Here is a 19092-nt window from a genome sequence, read left to right as displayed (position 1 = left end):
AGCGGGCGGACAAGGGCGGCTGACCCGCGCGGCGGACGACCGGCCGGGGCCGCCGCCCCGCGCGGCGAGCGGGGGACGCGTGGGTGGCCGCCCCGGGCGCGGCAGTCGGCTGGACCGGACCGACGGCGGCTGCCCCGGGCCTGTATCGGCTGCAGAACCCCTGGTCGGCGGCTTGCAGAGGACTTGCAGAGCCTTTGCAGAGGTCCCCGCGACGCTAAGAGCGTGACGGACATCATCCCGCTCTCCGACCCGCGGGTCGCCGAGGTCACCGAGCACGAATGCGGTGAACCACTCGTCGACCTGCGCGAGATCCCCGAACTGCGACTCGACCCACGACAGGCCGACGACACCGGCGCCTACGCCCACCTACGGTCCGGGGCGATCAAGCGCCTGCTGCAGGCACAGCGGCTGCTGCCCGCCGGGATCCGGTTCCTGGTGGTCGAGGGGTACCGGCCGCCGGACCTGCAACGGCGTTACTTCGAGAGCTATGCGGCGACGATGCGCGAAGCCCACCCCGGCGCCGCACCGGCCGTCATCCGGGAGCTGGCCAGCGCCTACATCTCCCCGCCGGAGGTCGCCCCGCACGTCAGCGGCGGGGCGGTGGACCTGACGCTCTGCACCGAGGACGGCACCGAACTCCCGCTCGGCACCGAGGTCAACGCCACCCCGGAGGAGAGCGAGGGCGCCTGCCGCACGGCCGCCCTCGACATCAGTGACGAGGCCCGCACCAACCGGGCCCTGATGGACCGGGCGCTGGCTGCGACCGGTTTCGTCAACTACCCCACCGAGTGGTGGCACTGGTCCTACGGCGACCGGTACTGGGCGCTGCTGCGCCACGCCCCGGCCTCCCGCTACGGCCCGGCCGCCCCGCCCGCCCGGCCCGCCTGACCAACGGACCGACAGCCCACCGGCCCACCGGCCCACCGGCCCACCGGCACCGAAGCGATCAACCGGGGCACCGGCAGCACGGCACCCCGCACCACGACCGACGATCGGGGGACACCCATGGAGACCAGCGGCGGCATGTGCGCCCCGGCGCCGCGCGCGGACGACCGTGTCAGTCCGGGCGAGTTCGACGCCTCCTTCACCGCCGACATGCCGCGGTTGCGCAAACGTCTGCTGGCGCTGACCGGCAACCCGCACGACGCCGACGACCTGCTGCAGGAGACGTACCTTCGGCTCTCCCGGCGGGCCCGCGCACGCAGCCTCGCCCAGCAGCGGCACCCGTACGCCTACACCTGCACGGTCGCCCTCAACCTGCTGCGCGACTCCTGGCTGCACCCTTCACGGCGGGAACGCGCCACGGAGCGGCTGCCGGAGGCCGGCTGGGACGGCGGACTCGGTACGTACGAGGCGAGCGCCACGGCTCTGGCGCTGCTGAGCCTGCTCTCCCCGAAGGAGGCGGCCGCGGTGATCCTCGTCGACCTGGAGGGCCTCAGCCACGACTCGGCCGGCGAACGCCTCGGCGCCCACCGGGGCACGGTCCAGCGCAACCGGATGCGCGCCCTGGCCAAGATGCGTGCCGCCTTGGCCCCGTAGACCCCGGTGCCGCGCCCGACGGGGGTGGGCGCGGCACCGGCACCGGCGCTCTGCCGAAGTGGGGGCGCCGGGCACACACCCCCCACCGCCGTGACCCGTTACCCGGGTGACGGAACGCCGACGAAGGATGTGCTTTCTTGAAGACCGGAACCACGCGCCGGCTCATCGGCCGGGCGCTCGCCACCGCGGTGGCGGCGGCACTGGCCGCCTTCCTGCCCACGGCCGCGCACGCGGCCACCAAACCCCAGGCCACGGCGGCGGCCCAGGAAGCGAGTTGCGGTGTCCTCGCACCCGGCGCCTCGGCCACCGCGCAGGCCGCCGTGGACGCGGCCTGTTCGCAGATCGGCGTCTGGTACAGCTGGGGCGGCGGCCACGGCGCCACCCCCGGCGCCACCTACGGCTACTACGACGGATCCGATCCCGACAGCATGCACGACAACGAGCGCAAGGGCTTCGACTGCTCCGGTCTGATGCGCTACGCCTACTACCGGGCGACCGGCAAGGACCTCCTCAACGGCACCGCCAACGACCAGTTCCACAGCTCCCAGGCCACCGCCCGCTTCTCGGCAGGCCAGGGCACGGGCCCGCTGGTCCCCGGTGACCTGATGTTCTGGGGCAGCGGTCACATCCACCACGTGGCCATGTACCTGGGCGCGGGACAGATGGTCGAGGCGTACGAGTCCGGCACCCACATCCGCGTCGCCCCCGCGCGCACGGGCGGCGACTACGCGGGCGCCGTCCGCATCAACCCGTCGGGCACCCCGACTCCCCCGCCGGCCGACGGCGGCACGGTCTTCGAGACCTGGGGCACCAGTGTGCGCACCCACAGCTCGCCGAGCGTGCGTGCCTCCGTCGTGGACACCTTCGCCGGGCCGACGCAGGTCTCGGTGCAGTGCCAGGAGCACGCGGAGACGGTCACCGCCGAGGGCTACACCAATGACATCTGGTCGAAGCTGGCCGACGGTTCATGGCTGACGAACATCTACATCAAGGGCCCGGCCTCGCTGCCCGGCGTCCCGGACTGCGGCGGCACCAGCCCGGCGCCGCCGAGCGGGGGCAGCAAGCCGCACCAGACCTGGGGCACCGGGGTGCGCACGCACAGCCAGCCGAACGTCAACGCGTCCGTGGTGGACTACTTCGCCCAGCCGACGACCGTCAACGTGGTCTGCCAGAAGCACGCGCAGGAGGTCACGGCCGACGGCTACACCAACGACGCCTGGTCCAGGCTGACCGACGGCTCGTGGATCACCAACATCTACATCAAGGGCCCGGCCTGGCTGTCGGACGTACCCACCTGCTGAGCGAACGTCTTCCCGGAGCGGGTCCCGACCCGCTCCGGGAAGGCGCTTCGGGAAGACGCTTCGGAGAAGTCCTCATATGGGGGGATCGAAGGGATGAAGAGATGTAATATCCCGCGCACATGACGTCCGCCGGCCCGTTCTCGGCGGTGCGTGAGGGGGAGGACATCCATGATCAGAAAGTGCGCGCCGCTGCTCGGGGCGATACTGCTCGCGAGCGGCTGCGGCGGCTCGTCACACCACCGTTCGATTGCGGCGGAGTCCTCGTCGCCGGACGTCTCCGAGTCCGCTCCCGCCACGGCTTCGGCGGCGCCGGACGTGAGCAGTTCCTCCCCCGAGCCGCCCCCCGCCACGGAGGAACCCGTGGCGGAGACCCCCACCGAGGAGAGCGCGGCCTCGGACGCTACGGACACCGGAAGCGAGGGCGACGCGACGGAGGACGACGACCGGCCGGCCGGCGACGGAAGTCAGGACTGCGGCAGCCTCGCCGGCAGCGGCACCTTCACCGACCCGCTGCAACTCGGCGTCGTGGACGGGCCCGTGACGGCCCAGAACTGCGCCCCGCTGACCTCGGGCTCCTCCTTCAACGTCCGCTACTTCTCGTTCACCCTGTCCGGCGCGCCGGGCGCGAACTCCCATGCCGGGGCCTCCTTCACGCTCACCCAGGATGCGCTCGGCCCGGTGTACCCGGCGATCGTCCAGCCGAACGGATGGGTCCTCAAGCACAGCCTCGGGTCCGGGTACTGGACCGGCACGGAGCCCGACTTCACCGGCCGCTACCAGCAGCTCTCGGACCTGGCAGCGGGCACGTACATCCTGCGCACGGAGAAGCTCGACTCTCCCCTGCACTCCCTGTCCACGCCGTCCTACGACGTCGTCGTCGACCCCGACGGCTCCACCGGGTACTGAGGAGTCCTCAAGTGGCCCAGGTTTCGCCGTCCGCCGCGACGGCCGCCGCCGGCCGGCGGCGACTCGCCGCCCTGCCGGCCGTGGTGGTGCTCGCGGGCGCGCTCCTCGCCGGCTGCAGCAGCGAACGCCATCGGCCGGACACCGGGGAGCCGGGGCAGGCACCCCCGCCCTCCGCGTCACCCACAGCGCTCTCCCCGGGCACCGCGGCCCTGTCCGTGGCCCTCCTCACCACAGCCCAGTTGCCGGCCGGCTATGTGAGGACAGCGCAGCGGAACGAGCCTCCGACGCGCTCCGACCGTCCCGGATGCGTCAGAGCACTCAACGCGCTGGAGTCCTCTCGCAGCACCCGCCCCGGCGCGGTCGAGGCCAGGGTCACCTTCGCCCGCAGCCGGAGCGGGCTGTTCCTCCAGCAGGTACTGCGCCGACTGCCGGGATCCGGGGCACGGCAGGACCTGCGGCAGGCGGTGAGTGCGCTGTCCGGCTGCGCCGAGTTCTCCCTCGGCTGGAGCGACGGCACCACCGGCACGGAGCGGGTGGTGCCGCATGGCTCGGCGGGGATCGGGGACACGTCCTGGCATGCCACGGTCACCGCGACCACCGGGTCGTTCACCGTCCGGGAGACCCTGGTCCTGGTGGTCGTGCGAAAGACCCTGCTCGTGATCAGCGACGCGGGAAGCCCCACGGCACCCGAGCGCTCCCGCACCCTCGCCCTGGCCCGTACCGCGGTGTCCCGGATCCCCTGACCGGCCACTCGCTCACAGCTGTGACCAGGCACTTTCCAAACGTCCCCGAGTGAGAGGGACCGGCGCGGTGTCCGGGTGGGACGCGGGTCCCGCGGTCCCGTCCCGGTTCCGGCGTTACGTCCTCGTCCGCCGGCTCCGGCCGGATGAGGCCCGACGCCGGCCGTATGCACCGGCGGGGGCACCTCACATGCGACGGTGCCGCCGCGTGCGCGGGGTGTAACCCCACGCACCGCCATCACGTGACGGACCCGAAATTCGGTCTTCCTACGGTGCTGTCCCTGGGCTGCCGCCGCTGACGGGCGATCCGGCTCAGCAGGACGGACACCCCGCGAAGTGGAGTTTCGGTGGCATCTGGCGCGACGGACGGCACTGTCCGCACGGTCTGCTCCTACTGCGGCGTCGGCTGCGGGATCGTGCTGGACGTGCGGCGGGACCCCGCCGACGGGCGTCGCCGTGCGGTCAAGGTGACCGGGGACAAGGCGCACCCCACCAATTCCGGCCGCCTGTGCACGAAGGGGGCGACGAGCACGGACATGATGGCCGCGCCCGGGCGGCTGGGGAAGGCGCTGGTGCGTGCCGAGCGTGACATCCAGCCGGTCGAGACGGATGTGGACGAGGCCGTGGCGTCGGTCGCGGGCCGACTGCGGGCGATCCTGGACGAGCACGGGCCCGACGCCCTGTCCTTCTACGTGTCCGGGCAGATGTCCCTGGAGGCGCAGTACCTGGCGAACAAGCTGGCCAAGGGTTTCGTGCGCACCAACCGGATCGAGTCCAACTCCCGGCTGTGCATGGCCTCCGCCGGATCCGGTTACAAGCTGTCGCTGGGCGCGGACGGTCCTCCCGGCTCCTATCAGGACTTCGACCACGCCGACCTGTTCTTCGTCAGCGGCGCCAACATGGCCGACTGCCACCCGATCCTCTTTCTGCGCATGATGGAGCGGGTGAAGTCGGCCGGCGCCAAGCTGATCGTCGTCGACCCCCGCCGCAGCGCCACCGCCGACAAGGCCGATCTCTTCCTGCAGATCAGGCCCGGCACCGACCTCGCCCTGCTGAACGGCCTGCTGCATCTGCTGGTCGCGAACGGTCTCACCGACGCGGAGTTCATCGCCGGGTTCACCGAGGGCTGGGAGGAGCTGCCCGCCTTCCTCGCGGACTACCCGCCCGAGAAGGTCGCGGAGATCACCGGTCTCGCCGAGGGCGACATCCGGCGGGCGGCGCAGTGGATCGGCGAGGCCGACGAGTGGATGAGCTGCTGGACCATGGGCCTGAACCAGTCCACCCACGGCACCTGGAACACCAACGCCCTGGTCAATCTGCACCTCGCGACCGGAGCCCTGTGCCGGCCGGGATCCGGTCCCTTCTCGCTGACCGGTCAGCCCAACGCCATGGGCGGCCGCGAGATGGGCTACATGGGCCCCGGCCTGCCCGGTCAGCGCTCCGTACTGGTCGACGACGAACGCGCCTTCGTCGAGAACCTGTGGAAGATCCCCGAGGGCTCCCTGCGCACCGAGGTCGGGCGCGGCACGGTCGAGATGTTCGAGCAGCTGGCCGCCGGCGAGATAAAGGCGTGCTGGATCATCTGCACCAACCCGGTCGCCTCGGTCGCCAACCGCAAGACCGTCATAGCCGGACTGGAGGCCGCCGAACTCGTCGTCGCGCAGGACGTGTTCGCCGAGACCGAGACGAACGCGTACGCCGATGTGGTCCTGCCCGCGACGCTGTGGGCGGAGTCCGACGGCGTCATGATCAACTCCGAGCGGAACCTCACCCTGGTGCGAGGGGCCGTCGACCCGCCCGGACAGGCGCTGCCCGACTGGCAGTTGATCGCGCGGGTGGCCTGCGCGATGGGCTTCGCCGACGCCTTCACCTACGGCTCCTCCGAGGAGGTGTTCGAGGAACTCAAGCAGGCGTGGAACCCCAGGACCGGCTGGGATCTGCGCGGTGTGACCTACGAGCGGCTGCGCGGCACGCCGGTCCAGTGGCCGGCCCCCGCCGTCGACGGTCCCGACCGCAACCCGATCCGCTACCTCAACGACGGTGTCAGCCAGAACCTCCTGGAACGGGAGGACGGCACCCGCCCCCGGCTCGCCTTCCCGACCGCGAGCGGACGCGCCCGGTTCTTCGCCCGGCCGCATCTCCCCTCCGCCGAACTCCCCGACGACGACTACCCGTTCGTCCTCAACACCGGCCGCCTCCAGCACCAGTGGCACACGATGACCAAGACCGGAAAGGTCGCCAAGCTCAACAAGCTCAACCCCGGCCCCTTCGTCGAGGTCCATCCCGAAGACGCCGAGGCTCTCGGCGTAGTCGGGGGCGACCACCTGGAGGTCGCCTCCCGTCGCGGGCGCGCCGTACTGCCCGCCGTGGTCACCGACCGGGTCCGCCCGGGCACCTGTTTCGCCCCGTTCCACTGGAACGACCTGTTCGGCGAGTACCTCAGCATCAACGCCGTCACCAACGACGCCGTCGACCCGGTCTCCTTCCAGCCCGAGTTCAAGGCCTGCGCCGTCGCCCTCACCAGGACGGCCGCGCCCGTCCCGGCGGCACGCCCGGGCGCGGAGCCCGAGGCGGCCCCGGCCGGATCCGTGCGGCAAGGAGCACCCGCGGCCCTCGTTCCGGCCCCCGCCCTCTCCGCCGCAGCGCCGGCGGACCCGGCCGTCCACGCCCTCGCCACCCTGTTCGGCATCACCGATCTCGCCCCGGCGCCCCTGGCCGAGCCGGAGCGTCAGTACCTGTCCGGCTTCCTCTCCGGTCTCGCCCTCACGCCGCCCGGCGAACGCGTCCCCGTCCTGCCACCGGGCGCGCCCTTCACCCCGGGCAACGCCCTGTGGGTCGACGGCGTCCTCGCCGGCATGTTCTCCCGCACCGCCGCACCCGCCACCGGGGCAACCGCCCTCGCGCCCGCGCCGCCCGGCGCCCCGGCGGCCGAGGCGCCCGTACCGAGCCGGCGCCTGGTCGTTCTGTGGGCCTCGCAGACCGGCAACGCCGAGGAGTACGCCGCCATCGCCGCCGCCCGCCTCACCGGATCCGGCCGCGCCGCCGAGCTGCTGCCGATGGCCGACGCGTCTGCGCGGCACCTCACCCCGGACACCGACGTGCTCCTCGTCACCAGCACCTTCGGCGACGGCGACGCCCCCGACAACGGCGCCGACTTCTGGCAGACGCTGTCCGCCCCGGACACCGGCAGACTGGAGGGGATCCGCTACGCGGTCCTCGCCTTCGGCGACTCCAGCTACGACGACTTCTGCGGACACGGTCGCCGACTCGACGAGCGCTTCGACGCCCTCGGCGCCACCCGGCTCGTCCCCCGCACCGACTGCGAACCCGATTTCGAGGAGACCGCCGAGCACTGGCTCGCTCGGGTCGTCACCGCCCTGGCCACAGCCGACGACCGGCAGCCCGTGCCCGCAGGCACGGCCGAGACGGCCGTCGCCGCACCGGTCGCCGTACCCTCACCGCCCTCGGCTCCCGCGCCGGCGGGCCACACCAAGGCATCCCCGTTCGCCACCCTGCTCATCGGCAACAGGCTGCTGAGCCTGCCCGGTTCGCAGAAGGAGGTACGGCAGTTCGCCTTCGACACCCGCGACGGCGAACTCGCCTACGACGCCGGCGACGCCCTTGGTGTCTGGCCGGCCAACGGCACCGGTCTCGTCGCCGAATGGCTCGCGCTCACAGGGCTCGACCCCGGCGAACCCGTCGCCCTCGGCGACGGCGGACCCATCCCGCTCGCCGAGGCGCTGCGCACCCGTCTGGACATCGCGCGCATCACCACGGACCTGCTCAGGTTCGTGATGGAGCGCACCGGCAGTCACGACCTGAAGCGACTGCTGCGGCCCGACAACAAGGACGCGCTCGCGCAGTGGAGCTGGGGCCGCCAGGCCGCGGACGTCGTCGCCGAGTTCCCCGTCCGTGCTTCGGCAGCGGAGTGGGCACGGGTCCTCAAGCGCCTCCAGCCCCGGCTGTACTCCATCTCCTCCAGCCCGCTCGCGCACCCCGGCGAGGTCCGTCTCACCGTCTCGGTCGTCCGCTACACCAACGACCTCGGCCGGGACCGCAAGGGCGTGTGCTCGACCTACCTCGCCGACTGCGCGGACGACGGACCGGTGCAGGTCTTCGTACAGCGCTCACCGCAATTCCGCCCGCCCGCCGACCCCGCCACCCCCATGATCATGGTCGGCCCCGGAACCGGTGTGGCACCCTTCGTCGGCTTCCTCGAAGACCGCCTGGCCCGCGGCCACACCGGTCCCAACTGGCTCTTCTTCGGCGAGCAGCGCCGGACCACCGACTTCTACCACCGCGAGGACCTGGAGGCGTACCGGGCATCGGGCCACCTCGACCGCCTCGACCTCGCCTTCTCCCGCGACCAGCGCAACAAGGTCTACGTCCAGGACCGGATGCGCGAGAACGGGGCACGCCTGTGGCAGTGGCTGCAGGACGGCGCCCACTTCTACGTCTGCGGCGACGCGGGACGCATGGCCAAGGACGTCGACCAGGCCCTCAAGGAGATCGTCGCCACCCACGGCGGAATGGACCTCGACGAAGCCACCGCCCACGTGAGGCGTCTCGCCACGGACAAGCGCTACGTCCGCGACGTCTACTGACAGCACGCACGCCTCGCCGCGCCGGCCCGCGCCGTGGAGGACGGCGCCCTGGCCGCCCTCCACGACCGGTGTGTACCTGGGGTGGAGCAGGACTCGCCGGTCCTGTGGGGGTGTGCCCGGCTCAGGACGTCAGGTAGGCCTCCACTTCACTGAACTGCCCGGCCGGCCAGCCCGTGTTGGCGCTGACGCTCAGGCGGAGGTGGCGCAGGTCGGTGCCGGCGGGCAGGGAGACGGTGGCCGTGTTGCCGGTGGCCGGGTCGAAGCGGTAGCCCTGCGAGCCGACCAGGGTCGAATAGGTCGAACCGTCGGTGCTGCCGAGCACCGCGACGGTCTGGGTACGGGCGCCCCAGGCCGGGGACGGGGGCAGCTTCAGCACCAGACGGCGGACCGCGCAGGAGAAGCCGAGGTCGACCGTCCAGGACTGCGGGAAGGCGTTGTCGGCGGACTCCCAGTAGCTGTTCGCGTCGCCGTCCACCGCCTTGCCGGGGGTGTACACGTCCTGCGATCCGGTCGCGGTGGCGGGGCGGCCCTTGGCGAGGTTGCGGTTCGGGTCGGGATCGGGGTTGCCCTGGCCCGGCTGGGGCCAGGTGGAGCAGTCCGACCAGGTGTCGGCCCAGCCGGAGTTGCCACCGCCGTCGGTGAGCGTGAAGGAGCCCGAGTTCGCCGGGTAGGGACAGTTGTAGATGCCCGCGGCGCCGACCTGGGTGGCGGTGACGTCGCGGACGGCGGCCGCGCCCTGGGCCTCGGCCTGGATCACGACCGTGCCCGTGTTCCGTACGGTCGCACCGGTCACGTCCACGTTCCTGACCGCGTACCCGCGCCCGCCCCCGGAGACGAACTCGAAGGCACTGTACGGGCTGTCGGTGATCGTGGTGTCGGTGATGTTCACCGTCGCGTCGATCGCGCTGTCGTACGAGTCGACGCGCAGGGCGCCCATCGGATGGTTCCAGTTGGGGTTCATCGCGCCGGTGCGCACCAGCGTGTTGCCGTCGACGGTGATGGTGCCGGACAGGGGAGAGAAGGGGTCGAGGAACTTCTGGTTGGAGATCGCGATGCCGCTGCCGAGGGCGTTGGTGTCGGAGACCAGGTTGTTCTTGACCGCGATGTCGGTGCCGCCGTAGATGGCGATGCCGTTGGCGAGGTTGGGCTGCGAGATCGTGTTGCTCTCGAAGCTGGAGTCGGTGTCCGGGGAGTACAGCGACCACATGGCGAGCGCGTCGTCGCCCTGGTTGCGCAGGAAGTTGCCGCTGACGCGGACGCCCCTGGCGGTGCCGTTGAGGTTGAGGCCGTCGGCGGTGGTGTCGAGGATGCGGTTGTCCTCCACCACCAGGTTGTCGTTGTTGCCCGTCAGCCACAGCCCGACCTTCATGTGCTGGATCCACATGCCGGAGACGGAGGAGTTCGGGCCGAGGGAGCCGTTGACGAAGTTGTCCGGGTTGGAGTCGACGCGCTCGGTGACCTCGCCGATCACGGCGAAGTCCTTGATGTGCACGCTGCCCAAGGAGCTGGACTGGTCGATGAACCGGGAGGTGCGCACGACCGAGTACCAGCTGCCCGCTCCCTGCAGGGTCACGTTCTGCACTCCGCTGAGCGAGGACGTGATCCGGTAGTCGCCCGGCGGGATCCACACCACACCGCCCCGGGCCGCCGCGATGGCGTCCCGGAAGGCCTGGGTGGAGTCGCCGTTGCCGCTGGGGTCGGCGCCCTTGGACACGACGGACACCGAACCGGCGGGCTGGGCGGCGGCCCCCGCGACCTGCTCGAAGTCGGCGACGTCCACGGTGACCTGGGTGCCGGTCGACTGGAAGGCGATCTTGTCGCCAGCCTGGACGTTCCGGCCCAGCAGGAGGCGGGAGTTGTCGTAGAAGTGGTGGGTCTTCGCGCCCGGGATCCAGCCGGTGTCGATGTAGGAGTACTTGGAGGTGACCGGGAGCGTCCTGGCGAGCTCGGTCCCGTTGACGTACACATCGAGCGCACCTGACTGACCGTCCGGGACGCTGTACGCAAGGTTCACGGCATTGGACGCACGCGGCACGGTGAACTCCACGCGCTGCCCGGACGTGAGCCGTACGGCCTGCCGGCCGGAGGCCTCCGATGCGAGGGTGCCCTGTGTGTAGTCGGGGCCGATCTTCGTGCCGGTACTGCTCGCCGACTCGGCCTCGACGGAGGTGAAGGGGAGCGTGGCGCCCGCGGCGGCGTGCGCGGCGGGGGCTACGGCGACGAGCGTGCCGGCGGCGAGGGCGACGGCCGCCCCCATTACTGACATGTGCCTGACATGTCGGGCGGTGCTGCTGTGCATGTGCTGATCCCTTCGTGGTGGGGGTTGCGTGGGACAGCAAGCGGTGCGAGTGCGGCTCAGGCGCGCAGCCAGGCCGCCGTGTCCTGCGGCAGCCGGCCCCGGTCGTCCAGCGGGCCGCTGCTGAGCAGGAGTCGGGAGTGCGCGGGCAGTTCGGCGGGCGCGGCAGCAAGGTTCACCACACAGCGCACGCCCTCCGCGCGGGCGAAGGCGAGCACGCCCTCTGGGGCGGGCAGCCAGGTCAGAGGGCCGTCGCCGAGGACCGGGCGGGTGGCAACGGCCGTGCGATAGAGAGCGAGCATGGAGTGCGGATCCTGCTGCTGACGGTCGACCGCGTACGCCGCCCAGTCGACCGGCTGCGGCAGCCAGGGCTCCTCGCGCGAACCGAATCCCGCATACGGTGCCCCGGCCGCCCAGGGCAGCGGCACCCGGCACCCGTCGCGGCCGGGATCGGCACCCTGCGATCGGAAGTACATCGGATCCTGTACGCGGTCGACCGGGATCTCGGCCTCCGGCAGCCCCAGTTCCTCCCCCTGGTAGAGATACACCGCCCCGGGCAGTGCCAGTGAGAGCAGCGCGGCAGCCCGGGCCCGGCGGGTGCCGAGTGCCAGATCCGTGGGGGTGCCGAAGGCCTTCGCGGCGAAGTCGAAGCCGGTGTCCTCGCGGCCGTAGCGGGTGACCGTGCGCGTCACGTCGTGGTTGCACAGCACCCAGGTGGCCGGGGCGCCGACGGGGGCGTGCTCGGCGAGGGTGGTGTCGATGGAGGTGCGCAGCCGCTCGGCGTCCCAGGGGCAGGACAGGAAGGAGAAGTTGAAGGCGGTGTGGAGTTCGTCGGGGCGCAGGTAGCGGGCGAAGCGTTCGGGGTCGGGGAGCCAGACCTCGCCGACGAACACCCCGTCGTAGGCGTCGGCCACGGATCGCCAGGAGCGGTAGATGTCATGGAGTTCGTCCCGGTCGACGAAGGGATGCGGCTCCGGGTGCGCGGCGAGGTCGGGCAGGTCCGGGTCCTTGGCGAGCAAGGCCGCGGAGTCGATGCGGACGCCCGCGACACCGCGCTCGAACCAGAAGCGCAGAACGTCCTCGTGCTCCTGGCGGACCGCCGGGTGGGCCCAGTTGAGGTCGGGCTGCTCGGGGGTGAACAGGTGCAGGTACCAGTCGCCGTCGGGCAGCCGGGTCCAGACCGGTTCGGTGGAGCCGACGAACTGCGAGGGCCAGTCGCTGGGCGGGAGTTCGCCGTGCGGTCCGCGTCCGGGCCGGAAGTGGAACAGCTCGCGCTCGGGGCTGCCGGGCCCCGCCGCGAGGGCCGCCAGGAACCAGGGGTGCTGGTCGGAGACATGGTTGGGCACGATGTCGACGATCGTGCGGATGCCCAGCTCGCGCGCCTCGGAGATGAGCTTCTCGGCCTCGGCGAGGGTGCCGAAGGCCGGGTCCACGGCACGGTAGTCGGCGACGTCGTAGCCGCCGTCCTTCATGGGTGACAGGTACCAGGGGTTGAACCACAGGGCGTCGACACCGAGTTCGGCCAGGTACGGCAGCCGTGCGCGGACCCCCGCGAGGTCGCCGGTGCCGTCGCCGTCGCCGTCCGCGAAGCTGCGGACGTACACCTGGTAGATGACGGCCGAGCGCCACCAGTCATGGTCCTTCGGGGCATGGGTGGGCTGTCCCACTGAGCTTGCCTTTCTGTAGACGGGGCGGCTGCCTCAGCCCTTGGTGCTGCCCGCGCTGATCCCGGCGATGATGTGCCGCTGGAAGAGGAGGAACAGTGCCACCATCGGAATGCTGGCGATCACCATCGCGGCGATGAGCACGGTGAGCTGGATGTTCTGCGACAGTTGGACCAGGGCCACGCTGATCGGCTGCTTGCCGGTGTCGGAGAAGACCATCAGCGGCCACAGGAAGTCCTGCCACACGGCGACCAGCGCGAAGATCGACACCACTCCCAGGACCGGCCGTGACATGGGCAGTACGACCGACCACAGGATGCGCAGTCTGCCGGCGCCGTCGATCTCGGCGGCCTCCAGGACATCGCGGGGCAGCTGATCGAAGAACCGCTTCAACAGGTAGAGGTTGAAGGCGTTGGCGGCGGCGGGCAGCCAGATCGCGAGGGGGTCGTCGAGCAGGCTGGTGTGGATCAGCGGCAGGTCGGCGACCGTCAGGTACTTGGGCACGACGAGCGCCTGGGCCGGGACCATCAGGGTGGCGAGGATGCCGCCGAGGATCACCTTGCCGAAGGCGGGTCTCAGCTTGGACAGGGCATAGGCGGCGGCCGTGCAGAACACCAGCTGGAACGCCCAGGCGCCGGCCGCCTGCACCACCGTGTTCCACAGGTGCTGCGGCAGCTGCATCAGATCCCAGGCGTCGGTGTAGCCGGCGGTGTGCCAGTGCTCCGGGATCAGGGTCGGCGGGGTGCGGGCCACCTCGTCCGGTGACTTCATCGCGCCGGTCACCATCCAGTAGACCGGGAAGAGGAAGGCGAGGGCGAAGAGCAGGACGACGCCGGTGAACACGGTCCAGTAGACGGCCTTCCCGCGGGGGCGGGCGAGGGTGGCCGGGGAGATCAGGGTCCGGGTGCTCATGCGTCCCCCTCGGAGCGGGTGAGCCGCAGATAGGCGGCGGAGAAGGCGCCGAGCAGGACGAGGAGCATGACGCTGAGCGCGCAGGCTCCACCGAAGTCGTTGTAGAGGAAGGCGTACTTGTAGATGAGGTAGAGGACGGTGACCGTGGCGTTCTCGGGTCCGCCGCCCGTGATGACGAACGGTTCGGTGAACACCTGCATGGTGGCGATGATCTGAAGGAGCATCAGCATCAGCACGACGAACCGGGTCTGCGGGATCGTCACGTGCCGGACGCGCTGGAGCAGGTTCGCGCCGTCCAGTTCGGCGGCCTCGTACAGCTCGCCGGGGATGGACTGCAGCGCGGCCAGATAGATGAGGACGGTGCCGCCCATGTTGGCCCAGGTGGCCACGATCACCAGGGAGACGAGTGCGGTGTCGGTGCCGTTCGACCAGTTCGAGGTGGGCAGGTGCAGGAACCGCAGGGCTTCGTTGGCGAGGCCGGCGCCGGGGTCGTAGAACCACTTCCACAGCAGGGCGCTGACCACCGGCGGGATCATCACCGGCAGGTAGACCACGACCCGGAAGAAGGCCTTCGCGTGCCGCAGCTCGTTGATGACCAGGGCGAGGACGAAGGGGACGGCGAAGCCGATGAGCAGGGCCAGCAGGGTGAAGGTGAGGGTGTTGCGCCAGGCCGCGGTGAACTCCGGGTCGTGCCAGACGCGGGTGAAGTTGGCGGTGCCGGCCCACTCGGGCGAGGAGCCGGGCGTGTACTTCTGGAAGGCGATGACGACCGCGCGGATCGCCGGGTACCAGGAGAACAGCGCGAAGCAGATCAAGCCGCCGAGCAGGAAGGCGTAGGCGCGGGCCTGGTCGACGAGGCGGCGCCGCCCCCGGCCCCCTACCGGGGGCGGCGCCTGCACCGGGTGGACGGCGGCCTCCTCGGCCGGGCGCCGCTCGGCCGTCTTCGTCATGGCGGTCAGCCCCGGGCGAGAATGCTGTCGATCTTGCCGGACGCGTCCGCCAGGAGCTGGTCGATGTCCGCGTCTTTCTTGGTGAGGACGGCGGAGACGACTCCGTCGAGGACGGAGTAGATCTGCTGGGCGCTCGGCGGCTCGATCTTCATCCGGAGCTGCTGGTTGCCGTCGAGGAAGGCCTGGTAGTTCTCCACCGGAACATTGGCGTTGGCCTTCTTGACCTGCTGGTCCTTGGCATCGGCGGCGCCGGTGAACAGGCGCGGCTCGGGCAGGCCCACGGGTGCGTCCTTCTTCTTGGCGCGGGCGTAGTCGCCGAGGAAGCCCGATCCCGGGGTGAGGAACATATGGTCCAGCCACCTCAGTCCGGCGCGGATCTGAGCGGGCGTGTCCTTCTTGCTGAACATGTAGCCGTCGCCGCCGATGAGGGTGCCCTTGCCGCCGGGCATGGGGGCGAGGGCGAGGTCCTTGTAGTTGCCGCCCTTCTCCTTGACCAGGATCGGGATGTTGTCGGGGGCGGACAGGTACATGCCGAGCTTGCCCGAACCCATCATCTGCTGCACGTCGTTGATGATCAGGAGCTGCCTGCTGCCCATCGAGTCGTCCGTCCACCGCATGTCGTGCAGGTTCTGGAGCACGGCCCGGCCCTCGGGGGTGTCGACGGTCGCCTTCTTGCCGTCGGCGCCGACGACGTCGCCGCCCTGCGAGTACAGCTCGGCCGTGAAGTGCCAGCCACCCTGGTTCTGCGCGCTGTAGTCGGCGTATCCGACGGTTCCGTTGCCGAGGGCGGCGATCCGCTTGGCGTCGGCGCGGACTTCTTCCCAGGTCGCCGGGGGCTTGTCGGGGTCGAGTCCGGCCTTCTCGAAGAGCTTGCGGTTGTAGATCAGCCCCATGGAGTACCCGGTGCGCGGGATGCCGTAGACCTTCCCGTCCACGGTGTAGATGTCCCGCAGCTGCTTCTGGATGCTGCCGTAGCTCTTCAGTTCCTTGAGATAGGGCGTGAGATCGGCCGCCTGGTCGATGTCGACGACGTGCCCGGCGTCGGTGAAGTACGTGTAGAAGACGTCCTCCATCTGCCCGCCGGCGAGCTTGGCGTCGAAGGTCTTCGGGTCCTGGCAGGGGAAGGCGTCGTGCGCGACGACGTCGATGTCCGGGTTCTGCTTCTCGAAGGAGGCGATGTCCTCCTCGAAGAACTGCCGGTCGACCTTGGCGCTCTTGGGCGGCTGGCAGTTGACCGTGATGCGGGTCTTGCCGCTCGCCGCATCGTCGTCGCCCGCTCCGCAGGCGGACGCGGCGAGGGCGAGGGAGGAACAGACGCCGATCGCGGCGAGGGTACGGCGGAACCCGGTGCTTCTCATCGGTGGACCCCTCAAGGCAGGAGCGGTGGGCGCCGCACACTCAAGCATCGACACCTTCTCGCCGCAAGATGTCGCGCAGAATCTGAAATTATTGAACAGCAGGGTGGATCTTCCGGATCTCAGTCGCGCGGAGCTTGCGCGGTGGAGCCGCGCACCACCAGTTCCGGCTCGAAGAGCAGTTCCTCGGCCGGTACGGCGGAGCCGCCGATCCGGGCGTTCAGCAGCTCCACGGCAGCGCGGCCCATGGCCTCGATGGGCTGGCGGACGGTGGTGAGCGGGGGTTCGGTGCAGTTCATGAAGGCGGAGTCGTCGTAGCCCACGACCGAGATCCGCCCGGGAACCTCGAGCCCCTTGCGGCGGGCGGCCCGGACGGCACCGAGAGCCAGGGGGTCGCTGGCGCAGACGATGCCGGTGACGCCACGGTCGATCAGGCGCGAGGCGGCCGCGTGACCGCCCTCGATGGAGAAGATGGCCCGCGCGACGAACTCGTCCGGCAGGTCACCGGCGACGGCGCGCGCGGCGGCCAGCTTGCGCGCCGAGGGGACGTGGTCGCCGGGGCCGAGGACCAGGCCGATCCGCTCGTGGCCGAGGGAGGCCAGGTGCCGCCAGGCCTGCTCGACGGCGACCGCGTCGTCGCAGGACACGCCCGGGAAGCCCAGGTGCTCGATGGCCGCGTTGACCAGCACCACCGGGATGTTGCGGTCGGCGAGCAGCCGGTAGTGGTCGTGCGGCGCGTCCGCCTGCGCGTACAGGCCGCCGGCGAAGACGACGCCGGAGACCTGCTGTTGCAGCAGCAGCTCCACGTAGTCCGCCTCGGAGACCCCGCCCTTGGTCTGCGTGCACAGGACCGGGGTGAGCCCGAGCTGGGCCAGCGCACCCCCGATGACCTCGGCGAACGCCGGGAAGATGGGGTTCTGCAACTCCGGCAGGACCAGACCGACGAGCCGGGCGCGTTCACCGCGCAGCTGGGTGGGGCGCTCGTAGCCGAGGACGTCGAGGGCCGTCAGCACCGCCTGCCGCGTGGCGTCGGAGACCCCGGGCTTGCCGTTGAGCACCCGGCTGACCGTGGCCTCGCTGACCCCGACCTTCTTCGCCACTTCCGCAAGTCGTCGCGTCATGGACGCAAGACTAGCGCAAGCCATGCAAGCTGTTTGCGTAAACGGGGTCCGGCGGTGCCATGGGCAGGAGGAGTGATTCCTGCCCGGCCCCGTCGGCGACCTGAACGCCGACGGAACCGGGTCAGTCCTTGGGCGCCGGGACGACCGTCAGATGTGTGCCCGCGCCGCGCGGCCTGCGTGGGCGGCGCGAGGCGGCGGCCGGGCGGCGGGCGTCGCGCAGAACCATCGTCAGACGCGTGCAGCCGATCTCCTGGAGGGTCCGGGGCGTCTCGTCGACGATCCGGCACTCGGTGGGGCCCCGGCGCGGGTCGGGGTGGAACAGGAGGCGTACGGCGCCGTCGAGTTGCGCCCCGGCCTCGCCGACGGCGAGGATCCAGTGCGGCAGGCCCTGCCGGTAGGCGGCCTCCATGATCGGGTCCTGGGCGACGTCCCGGCGCACGGCCTGGAGTTCGCGGTCGTGGCCGTAGCGCTCGACCGCGGTCTTGAGGTGGGCCAGCATCGGCAGGCACCAGCCGGCCTCGTGCTCGCCGAGGATCGCGCCGGCGTCGGGGTGGAACAGGACGAACCGCAGGAAGTTGTCCCCGGGCATGGCCGTCGGATGAGGGCGCACACCCCGGAACAGTGTCTCGAACGGGCCGTTGGCCATCACCACGTTCCAGCGGTGGTCGACGACCAGGGACGGGAACGGTACGGCCTCCAGAAGAGTGGCGTAGTCCTGCAGATACGCCTGGACCTCGCAGCCCTCGGGGACGGGCCGCGGCGCCGGCCACTGCCCTCCTGCCTGATGTGCCATCGGGAGGTCACCCCTCTTGCCTCTGCGGCCTTCACGCGGCGATGCGATCCTGCTGCTCCGACGAGAGCCGTGTCAACTATCGTGGCATTTCATGCCGATGGACGGCCGAAATTCGCCACAGTTGTGGCGACACCTGGATGCGAGTTCGAAGCACCCGCTACTCTCCGGGAAGTTCACGGCAACCGCTTGTGAGAAGCACGGAAGCACCACAAGCCCTCGAGAGACGTAGGAGTTCTGTCGGTGACGGATGGCTACGAGGATCCGGATGCCACGGAGACCGCTCAGCTGCCGGCCGTCGTCGCCCGCGTCACCGCGCTCGCCGACCGGCTCGGTGTGCCGCACGCCGAGGTCTTCGACGTCGGGCGGCTCTCCGTCGCCTGTGGTGTCCCTGAACCGGTGCTCAAGGCCCTGCTCAGCGGCCGCCCGGCGGGCGAGCCGGACGTCCAGGCCCGCTTTCTGCAGCGCCTGGACCTGCTGCGCCGCACCCGGCTGAAGCCGGGCGGCCGCAAGTACACCCAGCAGGAGATCGCCGACGGTGCGGGCATGTCCCGGCAGCAGGCCGGCGCGCTGATCAACGGCGACCGCCGGCCCACCATGGAGCACTGCGACGCCGTGCAACGGTTCTTCCGGGTGCACGCCGGCTTCCTCACGGCGGAGGACCCCGAGGCGCTGGCGGGTGCGCTGCAGCGCACCGAGCAGGAGCTGCTGCAGAAGCTCGCCGACCGGGAGCGTGCCGCGGCCGAGGCGGCGGACGATCCGCTGGAGCGGCTGCTGCAGGACCACGGGGTGCGCGGGATAGCGTGGCGCGCCGCGCAACTGCCCACCGACCAGCACCGGGACAAGGTCGCGGAGTGGCTCGACATGCTGCTGGAGAGTGTCAAACGTCCCGAGTCGTGAGCCGGGCGAGGACG

At 71.0% G+C, this 19092-nt stretch carries 14 protein-coding genes; 7 read left to right on the top strand and 7 right to left on the bottom strand.

The genetic code is table 11. The features are described 5' to 3' along the window. Window positions 1–222: 222 nt before the first annotated feature. The 6 genes from ACIRU3_RS06445 (at window position 223) to ACIRU3_RS06420 (ending at window position 9090) form a co-directional block, all read left to right on the top strand. Complete coding sequence (locus ACIRU3_RS06445) at window positions 223–888, top strand: M15 family metallopeptidase (protein ID WP_404052203.1); 666 nt, start codon at window positions 223–225, stop codon at window positions 886–888. A 117-nt stretch (window positions 889–1005) separates the two neighbouring features. Then, window positions 1006–1539 (top strand): RNA polymerase sigma factor, encoded by a 534-nt coding sequence (locus tag ACIRU3_RS06440; RefSeq protein WP_404052199.1) that lies wholly within the window; start codon window positions 1006–1008, stop codon window positions 1537–1539. A gap of 137 nt (window positions 1540–1676) precedes the next feature. Then, complete coding sequence (locus ACIRU3_RS06435) at window positions 1677–2840, top strand: NlpC/P60 family protein (protein ID WP_404052196.1); 1164 nt, start codon at window positions 1677–1679, stop codon at window positions 2838–2840. Between the two features lie 168 nt (window positions 2841–3008). Further along, the gene (locus ACIRU3_RS06430) at window positions 3009–3746 is read left to right on the top strand and encodes a hypothetical protein (protein WP_404052194.1); all 738 of its coding nucleotides are present in this window, start codon (window positions 3009–3011) and stop codon (window positions 3744–3746) included. Between the two features lie 11 nt (window positions 3747–3757). Then, complete coding sequence (locus ACIRU3_RS06425) at window positions 3758–4489, top strand: hypothetical protein (RefSeq protein WP_404052191.1); 732 nt, start codon at window positions 3758–3760, stop codon at window positions 4487–4489. Window positions 4490–4833: 344 nt separating this feature from the next. Further along, window positions 4834–9090: a molybdopterin-dependent oxidoreductase gene (locus tag ACIRU3_RS06420; protein ID WP_404052188.1), complete on the top strand. Its 4257-nt coding sequence runs from the start codon at window positions 4834–4836 to the stop codon at window positions 9088–9090. Between the two features lie 121 nt (window positions 9091–9211). On the opposite strand, the gene ACIRU3_RS06415 is transcribed toward ACIRU3_RS06420, so the two are convergent. From ACIRU3_RS06415 to ACIRU3_RS06385, 7 genes are all read right to left on the bottom strand, one after another. Next, on the bottom strand, window positions 9212–11389 hold the full coding sequence (locus ACIRU3_RS06415; RefSeq protein WP_404052186.1) for a discoidin domain-containing protein: 2178 nt from the start codon (window positions 11387–11389) through the stop codon (window positions 9212–9214). Between the two features lie 56 nt (window positions 11390–11445). Continuing rightward, a complete protein-coding gene (locus ACIRU3_RS06410) occupies window positions 11446–13053 on the bottom strand; it encodes a glycoside hydrolase family 13 protein (protein WP_404052184.1) in 1608 nt (535 codons plus the stop codon). 33 nt (window positions 13054–13086) lie between these two features. Beyond that, the gene (locus ACIRU3_RS06405; protein ID WP_404052181.1) at window positions 13087–13962 is read right to left on the bottom strand and encodes a carbohydrate ABC transporter permease; all 876 of its coding nucleotides are present in this window, start codon (window positions 13960–13962) and stop codon (window positions 13087–13089) included. Next, window positions 13959–14912, bottom strand: coding sequence for a carbohydrate ABC transporter permease (locus ACIRU3_RS06400; RefSeq protein WP_404052178.1), 954 nt, complete (start codon window positions 14910–14912; stop codon window positions 13959–13961). Before ACIRU3_RS06400 ends, ACIRU3_RS06405 begins: the two co-directional genes overlap by 4 nt. A gap of 5 nt (window positions 14913–14917) precedes the next feature. Then, a complete protein-coding gene (locus ACIRU3_RS06395; protein WP_404052175.1) occupies window positions 14918–16270 on the bottom strand; it encodes an ABC transporter substrate-binding protein in 1353 nt (450 codons plus the stop codon). Between the two features lie 119 nt (window positions 16271–16389). After that, the gene (locus ACIRU3_RS06390; RefSeq protein WP_404052172.1) at window positions 16390–17388 is read right to left on the bottom strand and encodes a LacI family DNA-binding transcriptional regulator; all 999 of its coding nucleotides are present in this window, start codon (window positions 17386–17388) and stop codon (window positions 16390–16392) included. Between the two features lie 121 nt (window positions 17389–17509). Beyond that, window positions 17510–18181, bottom strand: a complete 672-nt coding sequence (locus ACIRU3_RS06385) for a hypothetical protein (RefSeq protein WP_404052169.1) — start codon at window positions 18179–18181, stop codon at window positions 17510–17512. 240 nt (window positions 18182–18421) lie between these two features. Between ACIRU3_RS06385 and ACIRU3_RS06380 the strand changes: the two genes are divergently transcribed. Beyond that, window positions 18422–19078: a helix-turn-helix domain-containing protein gene (locus ACIRU3_RS06380; protein ID WP_404052167.1), complete on the top strand. Its 657-nt coding sequence runs from the start codon at window positions 18422–18424 to the stop codon at window positions 19076–19078. Window positions 19079–19092: the final 14 nt, after the last annotated feature.

It is taken from the genome of Streptomyces sp. NPDC101151, from assembly GCF_044768335.1.
In the GTDB taxonomy this organism is placed as follows: domain Bacteria; phylum Actinomycetota; class Actinomycetes; order Streptomycetales; family Streptomycetaceae; genus Streptomyces.
This window is presented reverse-complemented; position numbering and strand designations above follow the sequence as displayed.

What these genes read in the sequence shown, in the direction of transcription:
- ACIRU3_RS06440 (WP_404052199.1), top strand. Translation starts at nt 1,006, where the DNA reads ATGGAGACCAGCGGCGGCATGTGCGCCCCGGCGCCGCGCGCGGACGAC.
- ACIRU3_RS06430 (WP_404052194.1), top strand. Translation starts at nt 3,009, where the DNA reads ATGATCAGAAAGTGCGCGCCGCTGCTCGGGGCGATACTGCTCGCGAGC.
- ACIRU3_RS06415 (WP_404052186.1), bottom strand. Translation starts at nt 11,389, where the DNA reads ATGCACAGCAGCACCGCCCGACATGTCAGGCACATGTCAGTAATGGGG.
- ACIRU3_RS06405 (WP_404052181.1), bottom strand. Translation starts at nt 13,962, where the DNA reads ATGAGCACCCGGACCCTGATCTCCCCGGCCACCCTCGCCCGCCCCCGC.
- ACIRU3_RS06400 (WP_404052178.1), bottom strand. Translation starts at nt 14,912, where the DNA reads ATGACGAAGACGGCCGAGCGGCGCCCGGCCGAGGAGGCCGCCGTCCAC.
- ACIRU3_RS06395 (WP_404052175.1), bottom strand. Translation starts at nt 16,270, where the DNA reads ATGAGAAGCACCGGGTTCCGCCGTACCCTCGCCGCGATCGGCGTCTGT.
- ACIRU3_RS06390 (WP_404052172.1), bottom strand. Translation starts at nt 17,388, where the DNA reads ATGACGCGACGACTTGCGGAAGTGGCGAAGAAGGTCGGGGTCAGCGAG.
- ACIRU3_RS06385 (WP_404052169.1), bottom strand. Translation starts at nt 18,181, where the DNA reads ATGGCACATCAGGCAGGAGGGCAGTGGCCGGCGCCGCGGCCCGTCCCC.